Origin of the sequence: uncultured Clostridium sp., assembly GCF_910588715.1 — a bacterium.
Classification (GTDB): domain Bacteria; phylum Bacillota; class Clostridia; order Clostridiales; family Clostridiaceae; genus Clostridium.
Genome location: NZ_CAJURG010000002.1, coordinates 232,283 through 254,814, shown reverse-complemented (window position 1 = coordinate 254,814; position 22,532 = coordinate 232,283). Strand labels below are relative to the sequence as shown.

25 protein-coding genes and 2 pseudogenes are annotated in these 22,532 nt (G+C 25.1%); 21 read left to right on the top strand and 6 right to left on the bottom strand.

Annotated features, from left to right (window positions below; translation table 11 throughout):
* Nucleotides 1–2: 2 nt before the first annotated feature.
* Genes QZ321_RS05960 through QZ321_RS05950 form a run of 3 tightly spaced genes read left to right on the top strand, consistent with a single transcriptional unit; the run spans nt 3 to nt 1,818 of the window.
* Nucleotides 3–980 carry a complex I subunit 1 family protein gene (locus tag QZ321_RS05960; RefSeq protein WP_291746801.1) on the top strand — a complete coding sequence of 326 codons (978 nt, stop codon included), beginning with the start codon at nt 3–5 and terminating at the stop codon, nt 978–980.
* A 12-nt stretch (nt 981–992) separates the two neighbouring features.
* A complete protein-coding gene (locus tag QZ321_RS05955) occupies nt 993–1,436 on the top strand; it encodes an NADH-quinone oxidoreductase subunit B family protein (protein WP_291740459.1) in 444 nt (147 codons plus the stop codon).
* A complete protein-coding gene (locus QZ321_RS05950; protein ID WP_291746804.1) occupies nt 1,429–1,818 on the top strand; it encodes a 4Fe-4S binding protein in 390 nt (129 codons plus the stop codon). Before QZ321_RS05955 ends, QZ321_RS05950 begins: the two co-directional genes overlap by 8 nt.
* Before the next feature lie 85 nt (nt 1,819–1,903).
* Here QZ321_RS05950 and QZ321_RS05945 read toward each other — a convergent pair whose 3' ends face one another.
* Nucleotides 1,904–2,206, bottom strand: a complete 303-nt coding sequence (locus QZ321_RS05945) for a hypothetical protein (RefSeq protein ID WP_291740455.1) — start codon at nt 2,204–2,206, stop codon at nt 1,904–1,906.
* Nucleotides 2,207–2,520: 314 nt separating this feature from the next.
* Here QZ321_RS05945 and QZ321_RS05940 point away from each other — a divergent pair, with 314 nt between their 5' ends.
* From QZ321_RS05940 to QZ321_RS05925, 4 genes are all read left to right on the top strand, one after another.
* Nucleotides 2,521–2,991: a hypothetical protein gene (locus QZ321_RS05940; protein ID WP_291740454.1), complete on the top strand. Its 471-nt coding sequence runs from the start codon at nt 2,521–2,523 to the stop codon at nt 2,989–2,991.
* Nucleotides 2,992–3,129: 138 nt separating this feature from the next.
* The gene (locus QZ321_RS05935; RefSeq protein ID WP_291740452.1) at nt 3,130–3,672 is read left to right on the top strand and encodes a methyltransferase domain-containing protein; all 543 of its coding nucleotides are present in this window, start codon (nt 3,130–3,132) and stop codon (nt 3,670–3,672) included.
* A gap of 70 nt (nt 3,673–3,742) precedes the next feature.
* Entirely contained in the window at nt 3,743–4,057 is a 315-nt protein-coding gene (locus QZ321_RS05930; RefSeq protein WP_291746806.1) for a rhodanese-like domain-containing protein, read from the top strand.
* A gap of 127 nt (nt 4,058–4,184) precedes the next feature.
* Nucleotides 4,185–5,060 carry an aldose 1-epimerase family protein gene (locus tag QZ321_RS05925; protein ID WP_291746809.1) on the top strand — a complete coding sequence of 292 codons (876 nt, stop codon included), beginning with the start codon at nt 4,185–4,187 and terminating at the stop codon, nt 5,058–5,060.
* A gap of 125 nt (nt 5,061–5,185) precedes the next feature.
* Here the strand turns inward: QZ321_RS05925 and QZ321_RS05920 are convergent, their stop codons facing one another.
* Nucleotides 5,186–5,836, bottom strand: a complete 651-nt coding sequence (locus QZ321_RS05920) for an N-acetylmuramoyl-L-alanine amidase (protein WP_291746811.1) — start codon at nt 5,834–5,836, stop codon at nt 5,186–5,188.
* Between the two features lie 364 nt (nt 5,837–6,200).
* On the opposite strand from QZ321_RS05920, the gene QZ321_RS05915 reads away from it, so the two are divergent.
* Nucleotides 6,201–6,692, top strand: coding sequence for a DUF4358 domain-containing protein (locus QZ321_RS05915; protein ID WP_291740445.1), 492 nt, complete (start codon nt 6,201–6,203; stop codon nt 6,690–6,692).
* A gap of 99 nt (nt 6,693–6,791) precedes the next feature.
* On the opposite strand, the gene QZ321_RS05910 is transcribed toward QZ321_RS05915, so the two are convergent.
* A complete protein-coding gene (locus tag QZ321_RS05910; protein WP_291740444.1) occupies nt 6,792–6,926 on the bottom strand; it encodes a hypothetical protein in 135 nt (44 codons plus the stop codon).
* Between the two features lie 86 nt (nt 6,927–7,012).
* Nucleotides 7,013–7,285: pseudogene (locus QZ321_RS12475) on the bottom strand (3D domain-containing protein); the annotation flags it as partial.
* A 682-nt stretch (nt 7,286–7,967) separates the two neighbouring features.
* On the opposite strand from QZ321_RS12475, the gene QZ321_RS05900 reads away from it, so the two are divergent.
* The 5 genes from QZ321_RS05900 (at nt 7,968) to QZ321_RS05880 (ending at nt 12,195) form a co-directional block, all read left to right on the top strand.
* Nucleotides 7,968–9,035, top strand: coding sequence for a hypothetical protein (locus QZ321_RS05900; protein ID WP_291746815.1), 1,068 nt, complete (start codon nt 7,968–7,970; stop codon nt 9,033–9,035).
* Nucleotides 9,032–9,829, top strand: coding sequence for a TPM domain-containing protein (locus QZ321_RS05895; protein WP_291746819.1), 798 nt, complete (start codon nt 9,032–9,034; stop codon nt 9,827–9,829). The genes QZ321_RS05900 and QZ321_RS05895 overlap by 4 nt, the downstream gene beginning before the upstream one ends.
* Before the next feature lie 252 nt (nt 9,830–10,081).
* Entirely contained in the window at nt 10,082–10,981 is a 900-nt protein-coding gene (locus QZ321_RS05890; protein WP_291746822.1) for a DUF5685 family protein, read from the top strand.
* 52 nt (nt 10,982–11,033) lie between these two features.
* On the top strand, nt 11,034–11,639 hold the full coding sequence (locus QZ321_RS05885) for a J domain-containing protein (RefSeq protein WP_291740433.1): 606 nt from the start codon (nt 11,034–11,036) through the stop codon (nt 11,637–11,639).
* Nucleotides 11,640–11,652: 13 nt separating this feature from the next.
* Nucleotides 11,653–12,195 carry a DUF2232 domain-containing protein gene (locus QZ321_RS05880; RefSeq protein ID WP_291740432.1) on the top strand — a complete coding sequence of 181 codons (543 nt, stop codon included), beginning with the start codon at nt 11,653–11,655 and terminating at the stop codon, nt 12,193–12,195.
* A gap of 108 nt (nt 12,196–12,303) precedes the next feature.
* Here the strand turns inward: QZ321_RS05880 and QZ321_RS05875 are convergent, their stop codons facing one another.
* Entirely contained in the window at nt 12,304–14,205 is a 1,902-nt protein-coding gene (locus QZ321_RS05875; protein WP_291746824.1) for a segregation/condensation protein A, read from the bottom strand.
* A gap of 362 nt (nt 14,206–14,567) precedes the next feature.
* Here QZ321_RS05875 and QZ321_RS05870 point away from each other — a divergent pair, with 362 nt between their 5' ends.
* A complete protein-coding gene (locus QZ321_RS05870) occupies nt 14,568–14,717 on the top strand; it encodes a hypothetical protein (RefSeq protein WP_291744041.1) in 150 nt (49 codons plus the stop codon).
* A 313-nt stretch (nt 14,718–15,030) separates the two neighbouring features.
* On the top strand, nt 15,031–15,279 hold the full coding sequence (locus QZ321_RS05865; RefSeq protein WP_291744043.1) for a hypothetical protein: 249 nt from the start codon (nt 15,031–15,033) through the stop codon (nt 15,277–15,279).
* A 60-nt stretch (nt 15,280–15,339) separates the two neighbouring features.
* Here the strand turns inward: QZ321_RS05865 and QZ321_RS05860 are convergent, their stop codons facing one another.
* Nucleotides 15,340–16,524, bottom strand: coding sequence for an AI-2E family transporter (locus tag QZ321_RS05860; RefSeq protein ID WP_291746828.1), 1,185 nt, complete (start codon nt 16,522–16,524; stop codon nt 15,340–15,342).
* Between the two features lie 247 nt (nt 16,525–16,771).
* Between QZ321_RS05860 and QZ321_RS05855 the strand changes: the two genes are divergently transcribed.
* The 6 genes and pseudogenes from QZ321_RS05855 to QZ321_RS05830 form a co-directional block, all read left to right on the top strand.
* Nucleotides 16,772–16,924, top strand: a complete 153-nt coding sequence (locus QZ321_RS05855; protein WP_291744047.1) for a hypothetical protein — start codon at nt 16,772–16,774, stop codon at nt 16,922–16,924.
* 153 nt (nt 16,925–17,077) lie between these two features.
* Complete coding sequence (locus tag QZ321_RS05850) at nt 17,078–17,773, top strand: TIGR01906 family membrane protein (protein WP_291746830.1); 696 nt, start codon at nt 17,078–17,080, stop codon at nt 17,771–17,773.
* Nucleotides 17,774–17,866: 93 nt separating this feature from the next.
* Nucleotides 17,867–19,012 (top strand): glycosyltransferase family 2 protein, encoded by a 1,146-nt coding sequence (locus QZ321_RS05845; RefSeq protein WP_291746833.1) that lies wholly within the window; start codon nt 17,867–17,869, stop codon nt 19,010–19,012.
* A gap of 320 nt (nt 19,013–19,332) precedes the next feature.
* Nucleotides 19,333–20,709: an MBOAT family O-acyltransferase gene (locus QZ321_RS05840; RefSeq protein ID WP_291746837.1), complete on the top strand. Its 1,377-nt coding sequence runs from the start codon at nt 19,333–19,335 to the stop codon at nt 20,707–20,709.
* Between the two features lie 52 nt (nt 20,710–20,761).
* Nucleotides 20,762–21,865, top strand: coding sequence for a DHHW family protein (locus tag QZ321_RS05835; RefSeq protein WP_291744450.1), 1,104 nt, complete (start codon nt 20,762–20,764; stop codon nt 21,863–21,865).
* Nucleotides 21,866–22,045: 180 nt separating this feature from the next.
* A pseudogene (locus tag QZ321_RS05830) lies at nt 22,046–22,532 on the top strand (hypothetical protein); the annotation flags it as partial.

Genomic DNA, 22,532 nt, shown 5'->3' with positions numbered 1-22,532 from the left:
ATATGGAGTATTTAAGTAAAATAATATATTTAATTATATTTCCGGGCTTCATTTTTACAGTGATTATGGGATTACTTTTATCAGGAATAGATAGAAAAATAGTAGCTAGGATGCAACGAAGAAGAGGACCTAAAATTACACAACCATTTTATGATTTTGTAAAACTTTTAGGAAAAGATACTATAATTCCGAGAAATGCAAATAGAAAATTATTTATTTCAGCGCCAATAATAGCATTAGCTAGTGTTTGTATAATACCGGTGTTATTTCCCATATATAATTGGTCATTTTTTAGCGGTACAGCTGATATAGTAGTAATAATTTATTTATTAATTATACCATCTGTAGCAATGATAGTTGGAGGAATGGCATCAGCATCACCATTTGCTTCACTTGGTGTATCAAGAGAGATTGTAACAATGGTTGCATATGAGTTGCCTTTAATAACATCCGTACTTGCTGTTTGTAAAAGAGCAGGAATAATATTAGGTAATGGAACAACATATTCCTTATCATTAATTTCTAATGTACAACAGGGGAGTGGAAGTTTTTTGTTTACACTATCCTTACTTCCAGCTGCAATTGCATTTTTAATGATATTGCCAGCAAAAATTGGAGTATCACCTTTTGATGTATCTGAAGCTGAAACAGAAATTTGTGAAGGGCCATTAGCAGAATATAGTGGAATATATTTAGGATTATTTAAGCTTACTCATAATATAAAGGTTTATGTTATGACTGCATTATTTGTAGTCTTATTTTTAGGGGGAATAGGTATAACTACAGGAAATTTAGCAATTGATTTATTAATTAATACATTGATATTAGTAGTTTTAGTTATAGTTATATCTGTATTATTTTTATCAATAGTTCGAGGGCTTATGGGAAGATATAAAACTAATCAAATGTTTAAATTTTATTGGACAATACCAACAGTTTTATCTTTATTAAGTTATATATTAGTAAGTTTAAATATATAGGGAGGTGTGCAAATGTCAATAATTGAAAAGGGAAGAGAAAAATCTCCTTGGATATATCATGTAAATACAGGTTCTTGTAATGGATGTGATATTGAGATTTTAGCATTACTTGGACCTAAATATGATATTGAAAGATTTGGTGTTAAACTTGCAGGTTCACCTAGACATGCAGATATTGTTGTTGTAACAGGTCCTGTAACAGTACAATCACGAGATAGAATGTTAAGAGTTTTAGAACAAGTTCCAGAACCTAAAGTTGTAGTATCAATTGGATCATGTCCTGCATCATGTAATGTATTTAAGGGAAGCTATTCTGTTGATGGACCTTTAGATAAGTGGACAAAGGTGGATGTAACAGTTGCAGGTTGTGCACCAAAGCCAGAAGCTATAGCAAAAGGTATATTAGAAGCAATAGAAATATTAAATAAGAAGAGGGAGGATGAAAATTATGTTTAAACTTCCTTACTTTTTAGAGGGAATATCTAATATATTTAAACCAGCATTAACTGATGAAAAGTCAATTGATGAAGCAACGGGGGCTGAAAATTATAGAGGAAAGCTTTCTTTTGATTCAAATGCCTGTATTGGATGTGGAATATGTATTAGAGTATGTGCAGCAGAAGCAATAACTAAAGAACTAAAGCCTGTAGATGGTGGACAGGAAATAAGTATGAATTTTGACTTAACTTCATGTACATTTTGTGGATTGTGTAAAGATTTTTGTCCTAAAAAGGCAATATCATTAACAGATGAAATAATTATGGTTTCAAAAGATAAAGAAGATTTAAATGTTAGTGGCAGTTTTATAAAAAAAATTACCTCCAAAGAAAGAAGTTAATCCTAAAGATACAGAAAATAAAAAAGATAATGCAAAATAAATAATAAAAATAAGGCGCATTTAATATGCGCCTTTACTATATAAATTAAGAATAAAAGCTTTCTATTTTAGATTTTTTATTAGTCATAAGAAAATCTGAAGAGTTGTCCTCAATTTTAGTGAATTTAGCTGATTGCCAAAGTCCAAAACATTTATCAAATTTATATAGTATGTTGTCTATTTCAACAATTGGGGTATTATTTACATCAAACCCTTTAAATAAAACTTCTTGTCCTTTATCTTTTAAGTATTTTAAAGCCTTACCTAGCATTTCATCTGGATCAGGTATATTCCTTTCAGCTAAAAAAATTTGAAATGAATCTTGTGCGTTATTATATTTGTTTACCATTAAAAAACCTCCTAAAAATTCCCTTGCGTACTAATATTATATGCATTATGTTAAATATTTACAACATAAAAAATAATAATTTATTAAAAAAATAATGGAATCAATTCCAAAATGATAAATTTATTAAGAAAAATCGAATTTATAATGATATTGTAATAAAAATATTAAAATTATGACAATAAGTAATGTGAAAATGCTTTACATTTTAATTGAGATATACAATATATTGATAATAAAATATTAAAAAACTTATAGGTAACTGTAAATTTTTATTAGAATATCATATATAGAAAAACAATTTTAAAAGTAGTATTATGAAAAAATGTGAAAATAATAAAAATAAAACATATAAATCTAAAAAGAAAAATAATAATTTTAATTTAAATAATGATAAAGCTAATAATGAAAAGGAAAGGAATGAATTAATTAAACAAATAGGAATTAGTAATTTATCAGAGTTTGGAATTGCTTTAATAATTTATGCAGCAATACTTAATATATTATATCTTGAATGGCAAAAGACAAAAATATTAGATCAATTAAATTCTACGAATTATGCTGAAACACTTCAAGATTTAACTGAGGTTCCTAAAGGGGCAAATGTTATATATTTATTTGTAACATCAATTTTTACAGGAGTTTTATTTGATAATTATAAAACTGCTTTATCTCAAACTGGAGAAAATAGAAATGAAAAAGAAATTAATGATAGTTATAAAAGAATAGTTGCAATATTATTAATGCTTTTAGGAACTACTATAAATTTTGAAATATTAAATTGCTAAATATTTTTACTCAGAATTTTAAATTTGACATAAAATTTAGATTACTTAATATAATTATAAAAATTGATTATTTAAATAATGGGTTTTAAAAAACTTATATAGTTCTATATTCTTATAAAGTTTTAGGGGGGAGAAATTATGAGGATAATAGTAGGAGCAGGAAAGACAAAGTATAATGGATGGGTTTCAACACAGGAAAATGAGCTTAATTTATTATCAATAGATCAATGGGAAAACATTTCAAAAAATGATGATATAGAAGCAATTTTAGCTGAGCATGTATGGGAACATCTATCTTATGAAGATGGAATTAAGGCTGCAGAAAATTGTTATAAGTTTTTAAAACCAGGTGGATATGTAAGATGTGCAGTTCCTGATAAAAATTTTAAAAATGAATGGTATCAAAATATGGTTAAGGTTGGGGGGCCAGGGCATGAAGCACATCCAGCATCAGCACATAAAATTGTATATGACTATAAAACATTAGTTAATGTATTTGAAAGTGCGGGATTTAAAGTTACACTTTTAGAATATTGTGATGAGCAAGGTGATTTTCATTATAGAGAATGGAGTGAATCAAAGGGAAAGATATGTAGAAGTTATAGGTTTGATAATAGAAATTCAAGGGGAACTTTAGGTATGGTTTCTATTATTATAGATGCTGTAAAACCAATTGAATAAATAATTTTCTTGTAAACAAAGTATATTATTAATATAATTAATTTAAATGTAATAATAACGAGGTGTAATAATGAGTTCATTTAAATCTATTAGTAGTATACAAGCTCAAAATTTAATAAAGGATTCTAAGGATTTAATTATTATAGATGTAAGAAGATATAGTGAATTTAAGGAAAAGAAAATTCATAATGCAATAAACATACCAGTTGAAGAATTAGAATGGGAAATTGAAGAATTGAAGGAAAGCAAAGATAAACCAATTTTAGTTTATTGTAAAGCAGGACATAAAAGTGCACTTGCGTGCCAAATGTTAGAGGAAGAAGGATTTACTAATTTATATAATCTAGGACAAGGATTATTAGGATATAAAGGTATGGTAGAATAGATTTAGCGTATTTAAGATAGTAAAAATTAATTGCTATTTTAAATACTTTATTTTTTTATACTACTATAATTTAATAATATATTATATAATTATGTATAGGTTATCATAAATTATGGGAGGAGAAAAAATGTTATATACATTAGAAAATGAAAGAATTAAAATTACTGTAAGCAATAGAGGAGCAGAGCTTCATAGCCTTACTTCTAAGATTGATGGAGTTGAATATTTATGGAATAGAAATAAGAGATATTGGAGCTATAGTGCACCAGTTTTATTTCCTATAGTAGGAAAAGTAAAAGACGAAACTTATAGGGTTGATGGAAAAGAATATAATTTACCACAACATGGATTAGCTAGATTAAAAGATTTTGAAATGATTGAAGCATCTAATAATAAAATTGTTTTTGAATTAGTTGATTCAGAAGAAACTCTAAAAGTGTATCCTTATAAATTTTCATTAAAAATTTGCTATACTTTATTAGAAGATGGAGTTATAACAGAATATACAGTGAAAAATACTGATAATAAAATGATTTATTTTTCAATAGGAGCACATCCAGCATTTATGTGTCCAATGATGCCTGGAGAATTAATAGATGATTATTATTTTGAATTTAATGAAAAAGAAAATTGTGATATTATGCCTATAAATAAAGATGGGTATATAAAGCGTGAAAGAAAGCAATATTTGCTTAACAATAATATAATACCGTTAAATTTTGATTTATTTAAAGGTGATGCATTAGTTTTTGATAGTTTAAAGTCAAATAAAATAAGTTTAAAATCTGTTAACCATAATAAAGAATTAACTATGGATTTTACAGGATTCCATTACATGGGGTTATGGACAAAAATAACAGGGGCACCTTTTGTATGTATAGAACCATGGTGTGGACATGCTGATTTTGAGGATTTCACTGGAGAATTAAAAGATAAGGCTGGAATAGAAAGTTTAGAAGAAGGAAAGGAGTTTAATGTTTCTTATACAGTAACAGTAAAATAAATAATTTTATTTTGGAACTGAATTATATTAAAACTTTTTATTTAATACAACTCAGTTCTTTTTTTGTTATATAGAATTTTTATTAATAATTTATATAAAAGGTTATATTTATACAGCCTCATATTTTATTCATTAGTATCATTTTTATACTCAAGAATTGCATTATAAAGAGCATTTGCACAATTAGCTTGCCCAGTGCTTGAAGTAAGATATTTTTCATCAGAACGATTAGTTAAAAATCCTAATTCAACTAATGCGGAGGTTGTAGAATTCAATTCTAAAACGGCAAGTTCCTCACCGGGAACGTAAGATTTTACACCTCTAGTAGGAGTATAATCTAAGTCTATTAAGGATTGTTGTAGATATTTTGCCAGCATTAAACTACTATCATCTGAAGGATTGTACCAAGTTTCAACCCCTGAAATATCTTTAGAATCAGAGCTATTGTTACAATGAATAGATATAAAAATATCTGCATTTGATATTTTTGATATTTTAATTCTTTCTTTTAAACTATCATTTGCTGTTTCTATCCAGTCCATGTTATCTGAGGCACGTGTATAAATAACTTTAAAGTTACCATCTTCCTCTAACAACTTGCCTAATTTTAAAGCAATAGCAAGTGTAATATCTTTTTCTGCTGTATTGTTTGGACTAATTGCACCATAATCCCAAGCACCATGTCCTGGGTCTATACAAACAATATAAGGTTTTTTTTCTTCTATTTTAGGTATAGCTAAATTAAAAGTTGCAATTGTATTATTTTTACTTGACATAATAGCTATTATGGTTATTAATAGAATAAATAGGGGAATTGATAAAATTATAAGTTTAAATACTTTTTGCCTTTTTCTTTTTCGTGCATGAAGTAATTTTCGTCTTTCGGTTAAGTTGAAATTATTATTACTTATATAAATCACCTCAATCCATAAAAGAGAAACTCCAAGATTATTTAATTTTGATTTAAGATTAGAGTATGTTTCTTAATATAAGTATAATTTAAATAAAAACAATTGTAAATAAATGGAATAAAATAAAGTTGAAAATTTTAAAAAAATTTGGGAACAATTAAATTAAAGAGAATGTCTAAATTAAATAATTTTATAATATATAACATAAGAATAAAGCGAGGTTATAGAGATGAAAAAAATATTAGTAAGTGTATTAATAGCAGTTATGGTTGGAGCAACTTTAACTGGATGTAAAAATTCAAATTCTGAAAATGGAACAGGTGTTGAACAAACAAATTCAGTATCAGCAAAGGAAATTGTTAATAAGTTAAATGAAAAAGAATATGTAAGAGGAGCACTTGAAGCTGATGATGTTATGGCAGCTGAAATTTATCATTTAAATTTAGATGATGTAGAGGATTATGGAATATTAGAAACTCAAATTTCTCCAGGGCCAGGATTTATTATGGTTGTAAAAGCAAAAGAAGGTAAGGTTGATGCTGTAAAAGCATCAGTAGAACAGGTTTTACAAGATAAAATAGGAAGTGCCTTTTATCCAGAAGAACAAGAAGTTGCTGAAAATGCACAAGTAAAGGTTGATGGTAATTTAGTTTCATTATTTATATTAAATAGTGTAGTATCTTCAGATGCAGAAAAAGATTATGAAAATTTAATAAAATAATTTAGCTTAAAAAAGTTGTATCATATTAAATTTTTAAATTTAAATGATACAACTTTTTTTATTATATAAAGCTTTTATGAATAATCTAATATCTTTAAATTACCAATATAAGTTTTTAACTTTTCCACATTTTTTACAAGTTAGCTTTTCATAGTAGCCACCTTTAAAACATATATTTCTTATTATTTCAGAATTGTATTTATGTATACAAAAAATAAATTTTGGTATTAACAAAAGTGAACCCTCCTAATTAAAATAAAAATCATTACTTTAATTAGTATGAACAATAGTTATTGAATTATTACATATTAATTTTGTCATTATTCGGGATATGATAAGACATATAATGTAACATTTTGCTTTCCAAAATCTATGCATTCTTTTTCAGAGTTCAAAAACAAATCAATTTTAGTACCTTTAATTGCTAAACCAGTATCAGAAGCAATTGCTTCTCCATAACCAGGAATATAAACTCTTGAACCTAAAGGTATTATTGTTGGATCTACAGCAATGGTACTAATTCCATCAGGGTTATAAGTAGGGGTAGTACCAGTAGCAGTAATTGTATCTCCAGTATATGCAGTAGCTTCTACTGTATATATATCTTTATATGAAGTGTTACTATTATTAACTTCATTTATGTTTTCGTTTTTAGTGTTTATATATTCATCTATATTTATATCATTAAACTTTTCAGTATTTTGTTTTTCTTTTAGTTTTTTATCATGTATAGAAAGAAAATTTAAGTCTATTTTATTATTAATATTAACAACTTTTTTATCTAAATCATTTGTTGGTATATGAAATTTATTTATAGCAAATATTGATAATGCAAGTGAAGTTGTTAAAATAAAAATTTTCTTAAACAGAAAATCCACCTCCAAAATTGTAAATTTAATTACTTCGGCCTGCACCTAGTTTATACTATACATAAAAATTACTGTCAAATTTTCATGGGATAATATTACAAGGTATGAATTTCTAAATTTATTGTGGATAATAATAGAAAATAGCTCTTAATGCTTATAATCAAAGAAGTTTAATCATATTAATAAATAAAAGTCAAGAAAATTCAAAAGTATAAATATGGATTAATAACCTTAAAAATTATAATAAAGTAAATTAGAATTTTTCTAAAAATATATAGACAAACTTTAAAATATAGTCTACTAAAAATTAAACTTTTAAATTTAAAATGAGATTACTATTTTGAATAAACATTTCAAATATATGGTATAATTTTAAAATAAAAATATTGATTAAGGAGAGAAATGCATGGCTGTTATTACATATAAATGTCCTAATTGTGGAGCAGAAATTAAATTCGATCCAAATTTGCAAAAAGGTAAATGCGACTTTTGCTTAAGTGAGTTTACTATAAATGAAATAGAAAAATTAAATAAAATAGATAATCAACATATAAATAAGGATAATTTAGAATATACACATAATGAAGAATGGGATAGTATAGATAAAAAAACAAAGGTTTATTATTGTCCAAGATGTGGAGCAGAAATAGTATCGGATAATAATACAACAGCTACATTTTGCTGTTATTGTCATGGCCCTGTAGTTTTAAGTGATAAGTTTAATGGAGAATTTAAACCATCTAAAGTTATTCCGTTTAAAATAGATAAAGATAAAGCTATTGCAAATTTTATGGAGTGGAGCAAAAGAAAATGGTTTTTGCCAAAGGAATTTTCTTCATCTAAACAATTAGAAAAAATAACAGGTATTTATATTCCATTTTGGATAGTTGATTCTAATGTAACAGGGCAAATGAGTGCAAGAGGTAAAAAAATTACAACATGGATAAGTGGTGATTATAAATATACAAAAACTGATATATATAATATTTATAGAGAAGCAAATTTAACATTTAAAAATGTACCTAGTAATGCCTCAAATAAAATGGATGATAAGGTTATGGAAAGTATAGAACCATATGATTCTAATGGATTTAGAGAATTTTCTATTGCTTATTTACCAGGATTTTTTTCAGAGAAATATGATAAGACAAAGGAAGAAGTTTTACCATTAATAGAAAGGAAAATAAAACTTGGAACTAATGATATATTAAGAGGTTCAATAGGCGGATATTCAATTGTAGATGTTATAGGAACTCATGAAACATTTAATAAAACCTCTTGTAATTATGCATTAATGCCAGTATGGATGATGACTTATAGTGTAGGAAATAAGAATTATATTTTTGCTATGAATGGACAAACGGGCAAGGTTTTTGGTTCATTACCTGTATCTAAGGCAAAGTTATTTATATTATTTTTAGTTATTTTTATTACTGTATTTCTATTAATATTTATAGGAGGTACATTTATATGAAGAAATTAAATAGAAAATGTATACCTTTTATTAGTACATTAATTTCCTTATTGCTTTTTAGCTTTGTAGTTAAAGCTAATGTAAATCCTATAGTTGATGATGCAAAGCTTTTATCACAAACTGAAAAGCTTGAATTAAATAAAAGAGTTGAAAAAATTAGAGAAAAATATAATATGGATGCAGTTATAGTTACATCAAATGATTTAGGTGGAAAGAGTCCTAGAGATTATGCAGATGATTATTATGACTATAATGGATACGGATTAGATAATAATAAAAGTGGGCTTTTATTATTAATAGATATGTATGATAGAAATATTTGGATTTCTACAACTGGAGATGTAATAAAATATTTTACGGATAGTAGAATAAATTCTATTATTAATGATGTGAGTAATTATTTAAGTGATAAAAGATACTTTGATGCCTGCAATGTATTTTTAGATGAGGTTGAGCATTATATAGAACTTGGAATACCTAAAGATCAATATAATTATAGTGAAAATGACAGTAGATTAAAGGTAGTATTAATTGCTTTAGCAGTTTCACTTATAGCCTCAACTGTGGTTTGTATAGTTGTAGTTAATTCTTATAAAAACACAAAATCAGTATCTAGTAGAAATTATGTTGATAATAACTCTATAGTATTTACTAAAAGAAGAGATATTTTTGTAAATACATTTACTACTAGAACAAAAATTGAGAGAGATAATTCAAGTGTTGGGGGAAGCGGAAGTTCTACTCATACATCAAGTAGTGGAAATACCCACGGAGGTGGAGGAGGAAAGTTTTAAATATAAAATTAAATTCTGAAACTAAAAAAATAATATAATAAAATTATATAAAGGCTAAATGTTCAAAATGAATATTTAGCCTTTTAGTTTAAGAATAAAAAGATATAGGATATAATATAAACATGGAAAGTTGGTGTATATTTGTAGAAAAAGAAATATTTTTTGAAAAAATAAAGACGATAAAATAAAAGTTAAATTTTAAAATAAATAAAAAAACTTAACATGATATAAATAAAATAAGGAAGTGATTATTTGTTTGGTTATGTGACTCCACTTAAACCAGAACTTAAAATAAGAGAATATGAATTGTTTAGGGGGTATTATTGTGGAGTATGTATGCATATTAAAGAGAAATTTGGAAATATTCCAAGATTTGCCTTAAATTATGATATGGCTTTTTTAGGATTACTTTTAGATGCCTTACATATTGAAGAACCTAATATTCAATTTAAAAAGTGTATGGCTCATCCTTTAAAAAATAAGCCTATGATTATAAATAATAAGGCTTTAGAATATGCAGCAGCTATGAATGTTTCATTAGTATATTATAAGTTAGTTGATGATGTAAATGATGATAAAAGCTTAAAAAGTAGACTTGAAAGTATTATTTTATCACCATATAAACGAAAATTTAACAGAAATGTTACTAAGGTTAATGATATAATAGAAGAAAATTTAAATATATTATCTAACTTAGAAAAAAATAAGGATTTTTCATCAATAGATGAAATTTCACATCCTTTTGGCTTAATAGTAGCTAAAATTTTAGAATTATATCCCGAAGATATTTATGGTGATTGTGATGAATTAAGGTATCAGCTTTATGATTTAGGATATGCACTTGGAAAATGGATTTATTTAATAGATGCTTTAGATGATTTAAGAGAAGATATGGAAAAAAATAAATTTAATCCAATAAACTATTTATATAATAAAAATAATAAAAACTATGAAGAATTATTAAAAGAAATCAAACCAAGAATGGAATTTACAATATTAAATTGTGGATACAATTGTAAGTATACATTAGATAAACTACCCTTAAAAAGAAATAAAGATATTTTAGAAAATATAATAAGTCTTGGAATGATGGATAAGTATGAAAAAATAATAAATAATTGCAATTGTAAGAGTAAGAAAAGAAATCATTAAAATATATTTAAATTATGATGATAGCAGGGGATAAAAGGAGTGTTTAAAAAAAATGAACCCATATGATGTGTTAGGAGTGAAGCCTGGAGCTTCTCAAGAAGAAATAAAATCAGCTTATAGAAAGCTTGTAAAACAATATCATCCAGATCAATATGGTGATAATCCACTTAAAGATTTAGCACAAGAAAAATTAGCAGAGATAAATAAGGCGTATGATATGTTGAAAAATGGTGGAGATACAAGTTACAATTCTTCATCAAATGGATATAATGCTAGTTATAATTCATATAATAGTAATACTGCTATTTATGCAGAAATAAGAAGTCTTATCCAAATGAGAAATATAACAGTTGCAGAATCAAAACTTAATGCTATACAACAAAGAGACGCAGAATGGTATTACTTATATGGAAATGTTATGATGGCAAAAGGTTGGTTTGAATCTGCTTATAACAATATACAAAGAGCATGTGATATGGATCCAAATAATTTTGAGTATAGGCAAGCATTAAATCAGTTACAATCAAGGGGAAGAGGCTATAGTCAAACTTATAGGACCTCAACTGGAAATATGAATGCTTGTGATTGTTGTATTAATTTATGGTGTTTAGATTCTTTATGTGAATGTTGTGGTGGTGACCTTATAGGATGCTGCTAATAGGGGGGATTTTATGAAATCTAGGGATATAGCTATTGGGGGAATTTTAGTTGCATTAACTATTATAGTATTATATGCAACATCAATATTACCAATAAGTACATTAGCAATATTAACAATTGCATCTGCCATAATACCAATATGTATTATAAGAAGTAATGTTCAAACATCAATTTTTGTTTATATATCATCTAGTTTAATTGCCTTTTTTTTAGTTCCAATTAACATATCACTTTTATATTTTATATTCTTTGGAGTATATGGAATAGTTAAATATTTTATAGAAAGAATAAGAAAAGAAAATTTAGAAATAATTCTTAAGCTTGTATTTTTTAATATAGTATTTGTAATTGGGTTTATAATAATGCAAAATATCTTAGGAGTAAATATAATAGCTGGTTTAGAAGAATTAATATCTAAATTTTTCAATAATTCTGCTAGAATTTATTCATTAATAATATTATGGATAATTGCACAACCTGTTTTTATTATTTATGATTATGCAATGACTATGATTATTACATTCTATATGGAAAGAATACATAAAAATATATAGAAATAAATTTTAAAGTTATAATATATAAAAATTATATATTATAAAAAGGAGCTATATCCTGTTGAATTAGAAAATTTAAGCAGGATACAGCTCTGTTATTTTTTAAAATTAAATATCTATTAAATTCTTCTTATATGAAGAGTACAGATGTCTTAATAAACTCATTTTATCTTCTAATTCTAAATAAAGGTCAGAAGCAAGTGATAAATTATCCTCATTGATTGCATCTTTAAGTCTTGTGAAAAGACTCTTAGTAGAATTAGTATCTTTCATAATATAAAGTCTCAAGTCATGAATTTTCATCCAATTTGTTAAATCTAAATCAAGAGCTTTATTTACATCGTGAAGTGCCTTAGCTGATCTTATTTCAGAAGTAAACTTATTTACTATTCTATGAGCAATTTCCATTTTCCATCTTTTAATAGTTGCCATTTTGAAGCTATTAATAAGTTGATCGGTTAATACACCATTTCTTTTTAAAACTTCTACCTTTTCAGGATATTTATCTAAAGCACTAATGTTTTCATAAATTGTAGCTGGTGCTTTACTGAAATATTTATTTCTTTCCTCTTCGTTAAAGTCTTCAAATACATCTTCTTCAGCTCTATATTTTCTATACTTTTCTAGGTAATCAGCTTCTTCGCCATAGCCTTTAGAAAGTTCAGCTAAAAGCTCATCATCAGTTTTATTATTATTTACTGCATATAAAATACCATCAAGCATTGACATATAGCATACAGCTATAGTTATATAAGCATTTGAATGAGGATTTGGCGATCTTAACTCAAATCTTGTAGCTAAAGGATTAGATAAATCTCTAATAAGTCCAACTAATATAGATCTATTTCTAGATGGATTGCTTGGAGATAACCCAAGAGAAGTAACTATACAAACTGGAGCTTCAAATCCTGGTTTTAATCTCTTTAAAGAATTATTAGTTGAAGATATAAATGGATTCATAACTTCATAGTTTTTAAGAAGGCCCATTAATGATCCATATCCAATAATACTTAAGAAATGATCTTTAGTAGTGTGGAATAGATTTATTCTTTTACCATTTTTAAGTTTTAAACTAATTCCTAAATGAACATGCATTCCAGAACCAGCTACACCATCAAGCGGTTTTGCCATAAATGTAACATCTAATCCATACCTTCTAAAGGTTTCTTGAACTAATATTTTTATAAATAATTCATTATCAGCAGCTTGAACTGCATCAGAATATTTCCAGTCAACTTCAATTTGTTCCATTACATGATCGAAATTACCTGAAGAATCTAGTTTTGCTCTAACACCACCAACTTCTTTATGTCCCATTTCAGGTTCGAACCCGTAAGCTTCCATTAATAATAAACTTTCTTCTAATGCTGTACGAACTTTACCTTTAGTTCTTGTCCAATATTGCTCATGAAGCACTTGAGAAGTAGATAATTCTTCAATTTCAGCATCAGTATTTGGAGTTTTAACCCAAAACTCTAATTCAGTAGCAGAAGTTATAACTATTTCGTCAATATCATCTTTTTTTATGTTATAAATATTTAATATTTCTGGATGTGTTTCAAAGATATTCCATAAACTGTCTTTAAATGTTTTAACTGCATTATTTAAAATATTTCTTGAATCTACAGGCTTATTATCATGATATAAAAAACAAGGAATTCTTAAAGTACCTACAGGCTTATTTGTTGAATTATCAATAAAGTCATAGTTATAATCAACAAACCATTTACAGTTTAAATCTGCAATCATATCTACTTTAGCATTGTTTAAGGTAGCAATTCCAGGTAAAACAACTGATGAACCATCAGTTTGGACTGCAACTCCATGTAAGAATGAGTCTAAGTCATCTAAAAATAAATTTACTGGAATTTTTTCATCAGTATCATTTCCGGAAAGGTCAATACCAACAAAGGATACAAATTTTATTTCTGGATGGGAAGACAAAATTTCTTTTATCTTTTCTTTAGTGTGATTTTCTTTAGATATAGTGTAAAGTAAGTTATCAATCATAGGCTTTAGCTTCGTAAAAATCATATTATTTACGAAATAAATTCACATCCTTTCGCTTATAGTCGAATAATTGATTTTATAAAAATAATAATATTCGTAAAGTTCTTATAGTGATTTTATTATAAATTTGATAAATATGTCAATATATTTATTAGTTAAATTATAATAAAATAACAAATTTTTGAATAATATATATTTATTTATATATTATATCATACAATTAAATAAACTTAATAAACATAAAATTATATTAAGAAAAGAATAATTTGAAAATTTATCCAATAATATTGAATAAGTATATTTAAATTGCCAATAATAAAATATATATATTTTATTATTAAGAGGAGATGGAAAGACTAATTATGAATAATGTTATATGTCCAAAGTGTAAAGAGAAAATTTTTGAGGAACCAGGTTGCAAAGCAATTGGAATTATAACTTGTGATAGTTGCAAAGAAAAGATTACATGGAAATGTGATGGAGAAAAAACGTTAACTAAAAAAATAGATTAAATGTATTAAATATATTAAATAAAAATCTCATATAAAATGAGATTTTTATTTTTTGTAAAAATAATAATTATAGTAGAAATATATGGTTAATTATGGTAAAATAGTATTAAATTTCAACTGGTTGTGGTAGTTGGCTGAGAGCTAATCATTATAGCACTCTGCTTCTTTTTTATTTAGGGAGAATAAAAAGAAGCTAATTTTATATGCTAACTAATATTATATATAATGATTTCTTAATATTTAAATTTAAAATTAAGAAATATGTTTATATAAGTTAAATAAAATAGGGATAAATAATAAAGGAGATGGGAAAATGAGTACACGTAGAGAGAAGTTGAGCAAAGAGAAGTATGGGATAGTAATTACTTTAGTTGTAATGTTAGTTAGTGTTTTGCTTTCTAAAAGTCATTTAAATGATTATTTTGATGTAACTTTATGTGCTGGTATATTTTCAGTTATTGGTGGATTTTTATATTCAATTATGCATATTGACAATATAAAAATGGGACAAACAGTTATTATAGGTGGAATAGCCACAATGATTTTAAGTTGTGCATTATAATTTTTGTTAGGTAAAATAAAAAAAGTCTGAAATCAGACTTTTTTATTTTATAATAAGTATTTAATTTTCTTTAAGATTTGAATTTGTATATTCTTCATACCATTTATTAAATAAAACTTTAATAGATGCAGCTAATGGAACTGCAATTAACATTCCAAGTAATCCACCTACATTACCACCTATTATAATAGCCATCATTGTAAAAACAGGATGAAGTCCAACACTATTTCCAACAATCTTAGGTGCTAATAAATTGTTATCAATTTGTTGAACAACAATCATGGCAATAATAGCATAAATAACTTTAATAGGATTACCACTTAATAATCCCATAATTGCAGCTAAAATTGTACCAACTAAAGGGCCTACATAAGGAATCATATTACAAATTCCTGAAATAAGTCCTATTATAATGGCATAATCTATACGAACTAAAGATAGGGCTATTGCTGATAGTGTACCTACAAAAAACGCTTCTAATAATTGACCGTGAATAAATTTTGAAAATACATCATGTACAAGTCTAAAGGTTTCTTCAATTTTATTTCCTGTATGGCTTTTCCTAAAAACTAAATAATATAATCTTTTCCATAGTTTTATAAAGTATTCAGAATCTTTAAGAATATAAATACTTATTATAATTGCAATAAAAAATGAGGCAATGCTACTTCCTATAGACATAATGTTAGAAGTCATTGAACCAAGATTAACTATAATATATTTTTGGAGAGCATCAACTATTTGAATTATATATGGTTTTAAAGTATCAATAAAAGGTATATTAAGATTTTTTAATGTATTTTCTATGCTTGCAGTAGAAAATGAATTAGTGTTCAAGTATGAGGATATATCCGATATTATATTTGTTATTGTTGTATTTTTTGATAATTGACCACCAATCATAAAATAAATACCCCAAAGTAATGACAGTACAATTCCGATTATTAAAAGATAAGTAAGCACAATAGCTATTATTCTTCTAGTAGATTTATTTTTTATTTTGTATAGGGTATTTGTTCTAAGAAAGTTTTCTATAAATTTTGTTATAGGATAAAGTAAATAAGCAATAACTATTGCAATGAGAAGTGGTTTAATTAAGTGTAGTCCAGCACCTATTATATTAAGAGTAGTAGTGAAAATTTCACCTAAATTAGACAAAATAGTTAAGGCTAAATAAATAACAATAGTTGTTATAGTAATATAAAGTGAGTATTTTAATAAATTTTTATCAAAATGTATTTTCAATTAATTCACCGTCCTAATATTAAAATAAGTTTAATAATAAGCTATATTATAACATAAATTAATATTATTTTAATGGATAATATTAATTGAAAATATATTTTAAAAGGCGTATAATTATTAAAAATTTTATGAAAATGTACTAATTTTTAAGGGGGAAGGATAAAGGGAGGAATATTTTCACTAATAAAAATATATAATAAATATAAATTAATACTTATTAATCCGAAAGATTAGGGAGGAATGAAAAATGGAAAATATTTATTCACAAATTGATGTTAATGCTTATGTAGCAAAATATATGGATGAAACAGGATGCAATTTAAATGAAGCTTGCGAAGAATTAGGAATTGATCCTGCAAGAGTATTTACAAGTTATTCAGAAGAGGATGAATTGTTATAATTAAGTAAATAAAATATTAATTAAATAAAGCTGATTCAAAATAATATTTAAAAGTTTTTAGTATAGCCTAAATTTTTTAATATTATTTTGAATCAGTATTTTTATTGCCATAAATATGCTAAAATTAATTAATAATTAAAGGAGATATTAAAAATGGTTAAAGAGAAAAGGGTATATTTAAGTGCTTTAAAAATATTAATTGGTATATTTACTGCCATATCGATTATATCGATTTCTACAATAGTGGTATTGAATTTTAAGTTTTTATATAAATTTATTATAAATAAATATGATTTAGTTAATATTACAGGAGTTTCAAAAGAAAGTTTAATAAATGATTATAATGGGTTAATAAATTACCTTCAAAATCCATTTATAAAATCATTAAAATTTGAAAATTTTAATATGAGCCCTTATGGGGAGATGCATTTTTATGAGGTTAAAAAAATATTTATTTCATTAATTATTATTGCTTTAACTTTTATAGTTCTAAACTTAATTTATATTATTATTTGCAAGAATAGAGGTAATGAATATTTTGGTAGAAAAATTATAAAAAATCTTAATTTAGGATCAAATATTTTAATTTTATTTTTCATAATATTAGTGTCAGCCTATATAATCGATTTTTCAAAGGCGTTTATAATATTTCATAAAATATTTTTTAAAAATGATTATTGGATATTTGATGAAAGGATTGATCCTATAATAAATGCATTACCTGAAGAGCTATTTATGATTTATGGAGCTATAATATTAGGAGTAATTATAGTATTTAGTATAATTATTAAGCTTTTAAATAAAAAAATTTCTAATAAAGAGTTTTCCTTATTAGAGAAAAGTTTTTAGTTATAATTAAATATGATATTGTAATGCACATGTTTTAATAGGATTACTTATTATAATATGTGCATTAATTTTTATTTAAAACAAAGGAGATAAATGAAGAAAAAGATTTCTTTAAGTTTATGTATGATTGTAAGAGATGAAGAAAAAACTCTTAAGAGGTGTTTAGATTCAGTAAAATCATTTATAAATGAAATTATAATAGTAGATACAGGTTCTAAAGATAAAACAAAAGAAATTGCAAAAAGCTTTAATAGCAAAATATATGATTTTAAATGGATAAATGATTTTTCAGCTGCAAGAAATTTTGCCTTTAGTAAAGCAACTAGTGATTATATAATGTGGTTAGATGGTGATGATTTTATTAACGAAGAGGATATTAATAAAATAAAACTTCTTTTAGAAAATATGGATATTAGTTATGATTATATAAGTGCAGAATATATATTAGCTAGAAATAATGAAGGAAAGGTAACCACATCTTTAAGAAGAAATAGGATAGTTAAAAGGAAATGTGGATTTCTTTGGGTGGGAAATGTTCATGAGTATTTAGATGTTTATGGAAAAGGGCTTGAAGGAAATTTTGCTATTGAACATGGTAAAATTAAGGAATATACAGATAGAAATCTTCAAATATTTAAGGATATGGAAAAAAACAATAAAAAATTTACTCCAAGAGATATGTATTACTATGCTAATGAATTGTTTGATAATAAATATTATGATGAAGCAATAAACCAATATAAAAAGTTTATTAATACAAATGAGGGGTGGATAGAAGATGTAAAGGGAGCATATTTAAAGATTATAAGTGCTTTATATATAATAGATGATAAAGAGAAGATACCAGACATTGCATTTGATTCTTTTAAGTTAGATGTTCCAACAGCTGAAATTGCTTGTGCATTAGGGAACTATTATCTAGAAAAAGATAATTTTAAACAAGCAGCCTTTTGGTATAGAGTAGCATTAGACTCTAAACCTGATAAATATAATATGTATATTTCAAACAGTGATTATTACACATGGATACCAAGCTTGCAATTATGTATTTGTTATTATAATTTGGGTAAGATAGAATGTTCATATTTCTTTAATGAGTTAGCCTCAACATTTAATGGCGAAGAGGAAAAGATTTTATATAATAGAAAGATGTTTGAAAATTATTTTAGCACATTAAATATGGATATTCCAAAATTAGAGTATCCTTTAAAATTAAGTGATTATACTAAATATTTATAAATTAATTTGTATTATAAAAGCAATTAAATTTTTAAGAGAATTTTTAATAGGAAATTCTTATTAAGAATTTGATTGCTTTTTTAATAATATAATTGTACAAAATTTTTTTAAGAGTTTAAAAAATACTTTTATAAATAATTTGTTTTTTTAGAATATAAATTTATAGTTAGGTTTATTTAAAATTAAGAAATGAAGATATAGAAACTATTATAATAAAGAATTAATATAGAATATAGTATAATCAATGAGAGAAAAATATTAAGTAATGTATTTAAACTTTATTATAATATTTTATTTTTAATATAAGAAAGAGAGAAAAAATGGTTTTTAGTAGTATTTTATTTATATTCAGGTTTTTACCTATAGCAATGATATTATATTTTTTAACTCCAAATAAATTTAAGAATTTAACATTACTGATAATAAGTTTAATATTCTATTCTTGGGGTGAACCTAAGTACTTTTTAATAATGTTAGCATCAATATTTGTTGATTACTTTGTTAGTAGAGGAATAGATAAGAATAAAAATAATAAAAAAAGGAGAATAATACTTTTATTTATATATATAATATTTAATTTAGGAATGTTATTTTTCTTTAAATACTTTAACTTTTTTATAGAGAATATAAATAATATTTTTGGATTATCTTTAAAGTATGTAAAAATAACATTACCATTAGGTATTAGCTTTTATACATTTCAAACTATGTCATATACAATAGATGTTTTTTGGGGAAAAGTTAAAGCTGAAAAAAATATTATTAATTTTGGTGCATTTGTATGTTTATTTCCACAACTTATTGCTGGACCGATAGTTAAATATACAGATATAAATATTGAATTAAAAGAAAGAAAAGTTGATATAAAACAAATTCAAGATGGAATAGAATTATTTATATTAGGTTTAGGGGGCAAAGTATTAATAGCTAATAATATAGGGGCATTTTGGACAGAAATTGAGAGGAAAGGTTTTAGTAATATAGGAAGCATAATAGCATGGTTATCTGTTTTATCATTTGCACTTCAAATATATTTTGATTTTAGTGGATATTCATTAATGGCTATAGGTCTTGGAAAGATGTTAGGATTTAATTTTCCTAAAAATTTTAATTATCCATATATATCAAAAAATATAAGTGAGTTTTGGAGAAGGTGGCATATTACATTAGGAGCTTGGTTTAAAGAATATGTATATATACCACTTGGAGGAAATAGGGTAGGAAAATTGAGGTTATATGTAAATCTTTTTATAGTATGGTTTTTGACTGGAATTTGGCATGGAGCTAGTTATAACTTTATATTATGGGGTTTATATTTCTTTGTTTTAATTAGTATGGAAAAGGCATTTTTATTAAGGGTGTTAAAAAAAAGCAATATATTATCTCATTTATATTCAATATTTTTTATATTACTTGGTTGGGCAATATTTGCAGTAGTAGATTTAGGAGAGCTAAAAGTATTATTAAAAGAAATGTTTACTATAAGTAAGAATAATCATTGGATATATTATTTAAGAAATTATGGTATTACTTTTATAATTGCAATAGTTTTTTCAACTCCTATAGTAAAAAATATATATAATAAATTTGTTAAAAGTGATATTTTAAATACAGTTATTTTAATTACTATATTTTTAATAAGTATAGCTTATTTAGTTGATGCCACATATAATCCATTTTTATATTTTAGATTTTAGTTTTATTATTAATTATTTATATATGTATAGTAGTTAACCTTAGGAGTATCTTATGAAGAAAAATTATTTAATATTTTCTTTTGTTATAATAATTATTGTATTTACAATAATGAGTTTAATTAAAGATGACAAAAAGTTTTCAGAGTTAGAAAATAGAAATTTAAAAACAAGTGTGAAGTTTTCATTAAAAAGCTTTCTTGATGGAAGTTTTCAAAGTGATTATGAAAAATATATAAATGACCAATTTCCATTAAGGGATAAATGGATAAGTATAAAATCAATGAGTGAACATGTTTTAGGTAAAATAGAAAACAATGGAATAATATATGGAAAGAATGGAGAATTATTTGAAAAGTTTGATTCATTAGATAAAGAGAAGCTAAAAAAGAATGTTGAAGCTATAAATATTTTTTCACAAAGATATTATGATAAAGTTTCATTAATGATTGTACCTAATTCTTATGAAATATATAAGGAAAATTTACCTAAAAATTCACCTATAATTATGCAAGAAGAAATAATTAATCAAATATATGATTTTTTAAAGTTTAGTAATAATGTAGACTTAATGGAAGAATTAATAGTTAATAAAAATAAATATATATATTATAAAACTGATCATCATTGGACTACATATGGCGCTTATTTGGCTTATTGTAGTTTCATGGATTCTATTAATAAAGAAAAAGTTAAGTTTGATGATTTTCAAAAAGTTGAGTTGCCTAATTTTTATGGAACATATTTTTCAAAAGCAAAGCCATTTAATATTAAACCTGATATTATGACTTATTATAATTTTGAAAATTTAACAATGGAAATAGTGGGAGATAAAGTTTATGACTCCATCTATGATTATTCTAAGGAAGATTTAAAGGATAAATATTCACTATTTTTATATGGAAATAATCCATTAACTATAATTAAGAATAATAATATTAAAGAAAATAATAAGATATTGGTTATTAAAGATTCATTTGGAAATTCATTAATTCCATTTTTAACTCAGAGCTATAAAGAAATTCATGTTATAGACTTAAGATATTTTACGAGTAAATTAAGTTCTTATTTAAAGGAAAATGAATTTGAAAATATTTTGATTATATATAATTTTATAAATTTATCTACTGATAATAATATATTAAGAATTAAATATTAATTTTAGGGCAGGAATATTAGCTAGTCTTTATTTCTGCCCTAAATTGTTAAATAAACATATTTTTTAATATATAAATATATAGTTTATTTAAATAATATGTAACAATAAGAAATTATGAACATAAGATAAAAGTGTAGAGAAATCAAATGATAAATTTTATGAGATAATAGGGAGGAGAAAATGAGATACTATAGCAATTCAAGCAATAATGTTGATAAGGATAATCAAAATAATACTGTAAATAAAGATGAAGCAGTAGTATTAAATAATATAGATGAAAATACTGAACCTTGTTTTGGTGAAGGTTGTGTAAAAGAATGCAAATGTACTTGTTTTTGTCCAAGAGGACCAAAAGGAGCAACAGGAGCAACAGGACCACAGGGGCCAACAGGGCCAATGGGACCAAGAGGGCCAGTAGGACCAAGAGGACCACAAGGATGTAAGGGAGCAACAGGAGCAACAGGGCCAATGGGACCAACAGGGCCACAAGGCATCCAAGGAGCAACAGGAGCAACAGGAGCAACAGGACCAAGAGGACCAGTAGGACCAAGGGGATATAATGGAGCAACAGGGCCAATGGGACCAGTAGGACCAACAGGGCCACAAGGTATCCAAGGAGCAACAGGACCAAGAGGACCAGTAGGACCAAGAGGATATAATGGAGCAA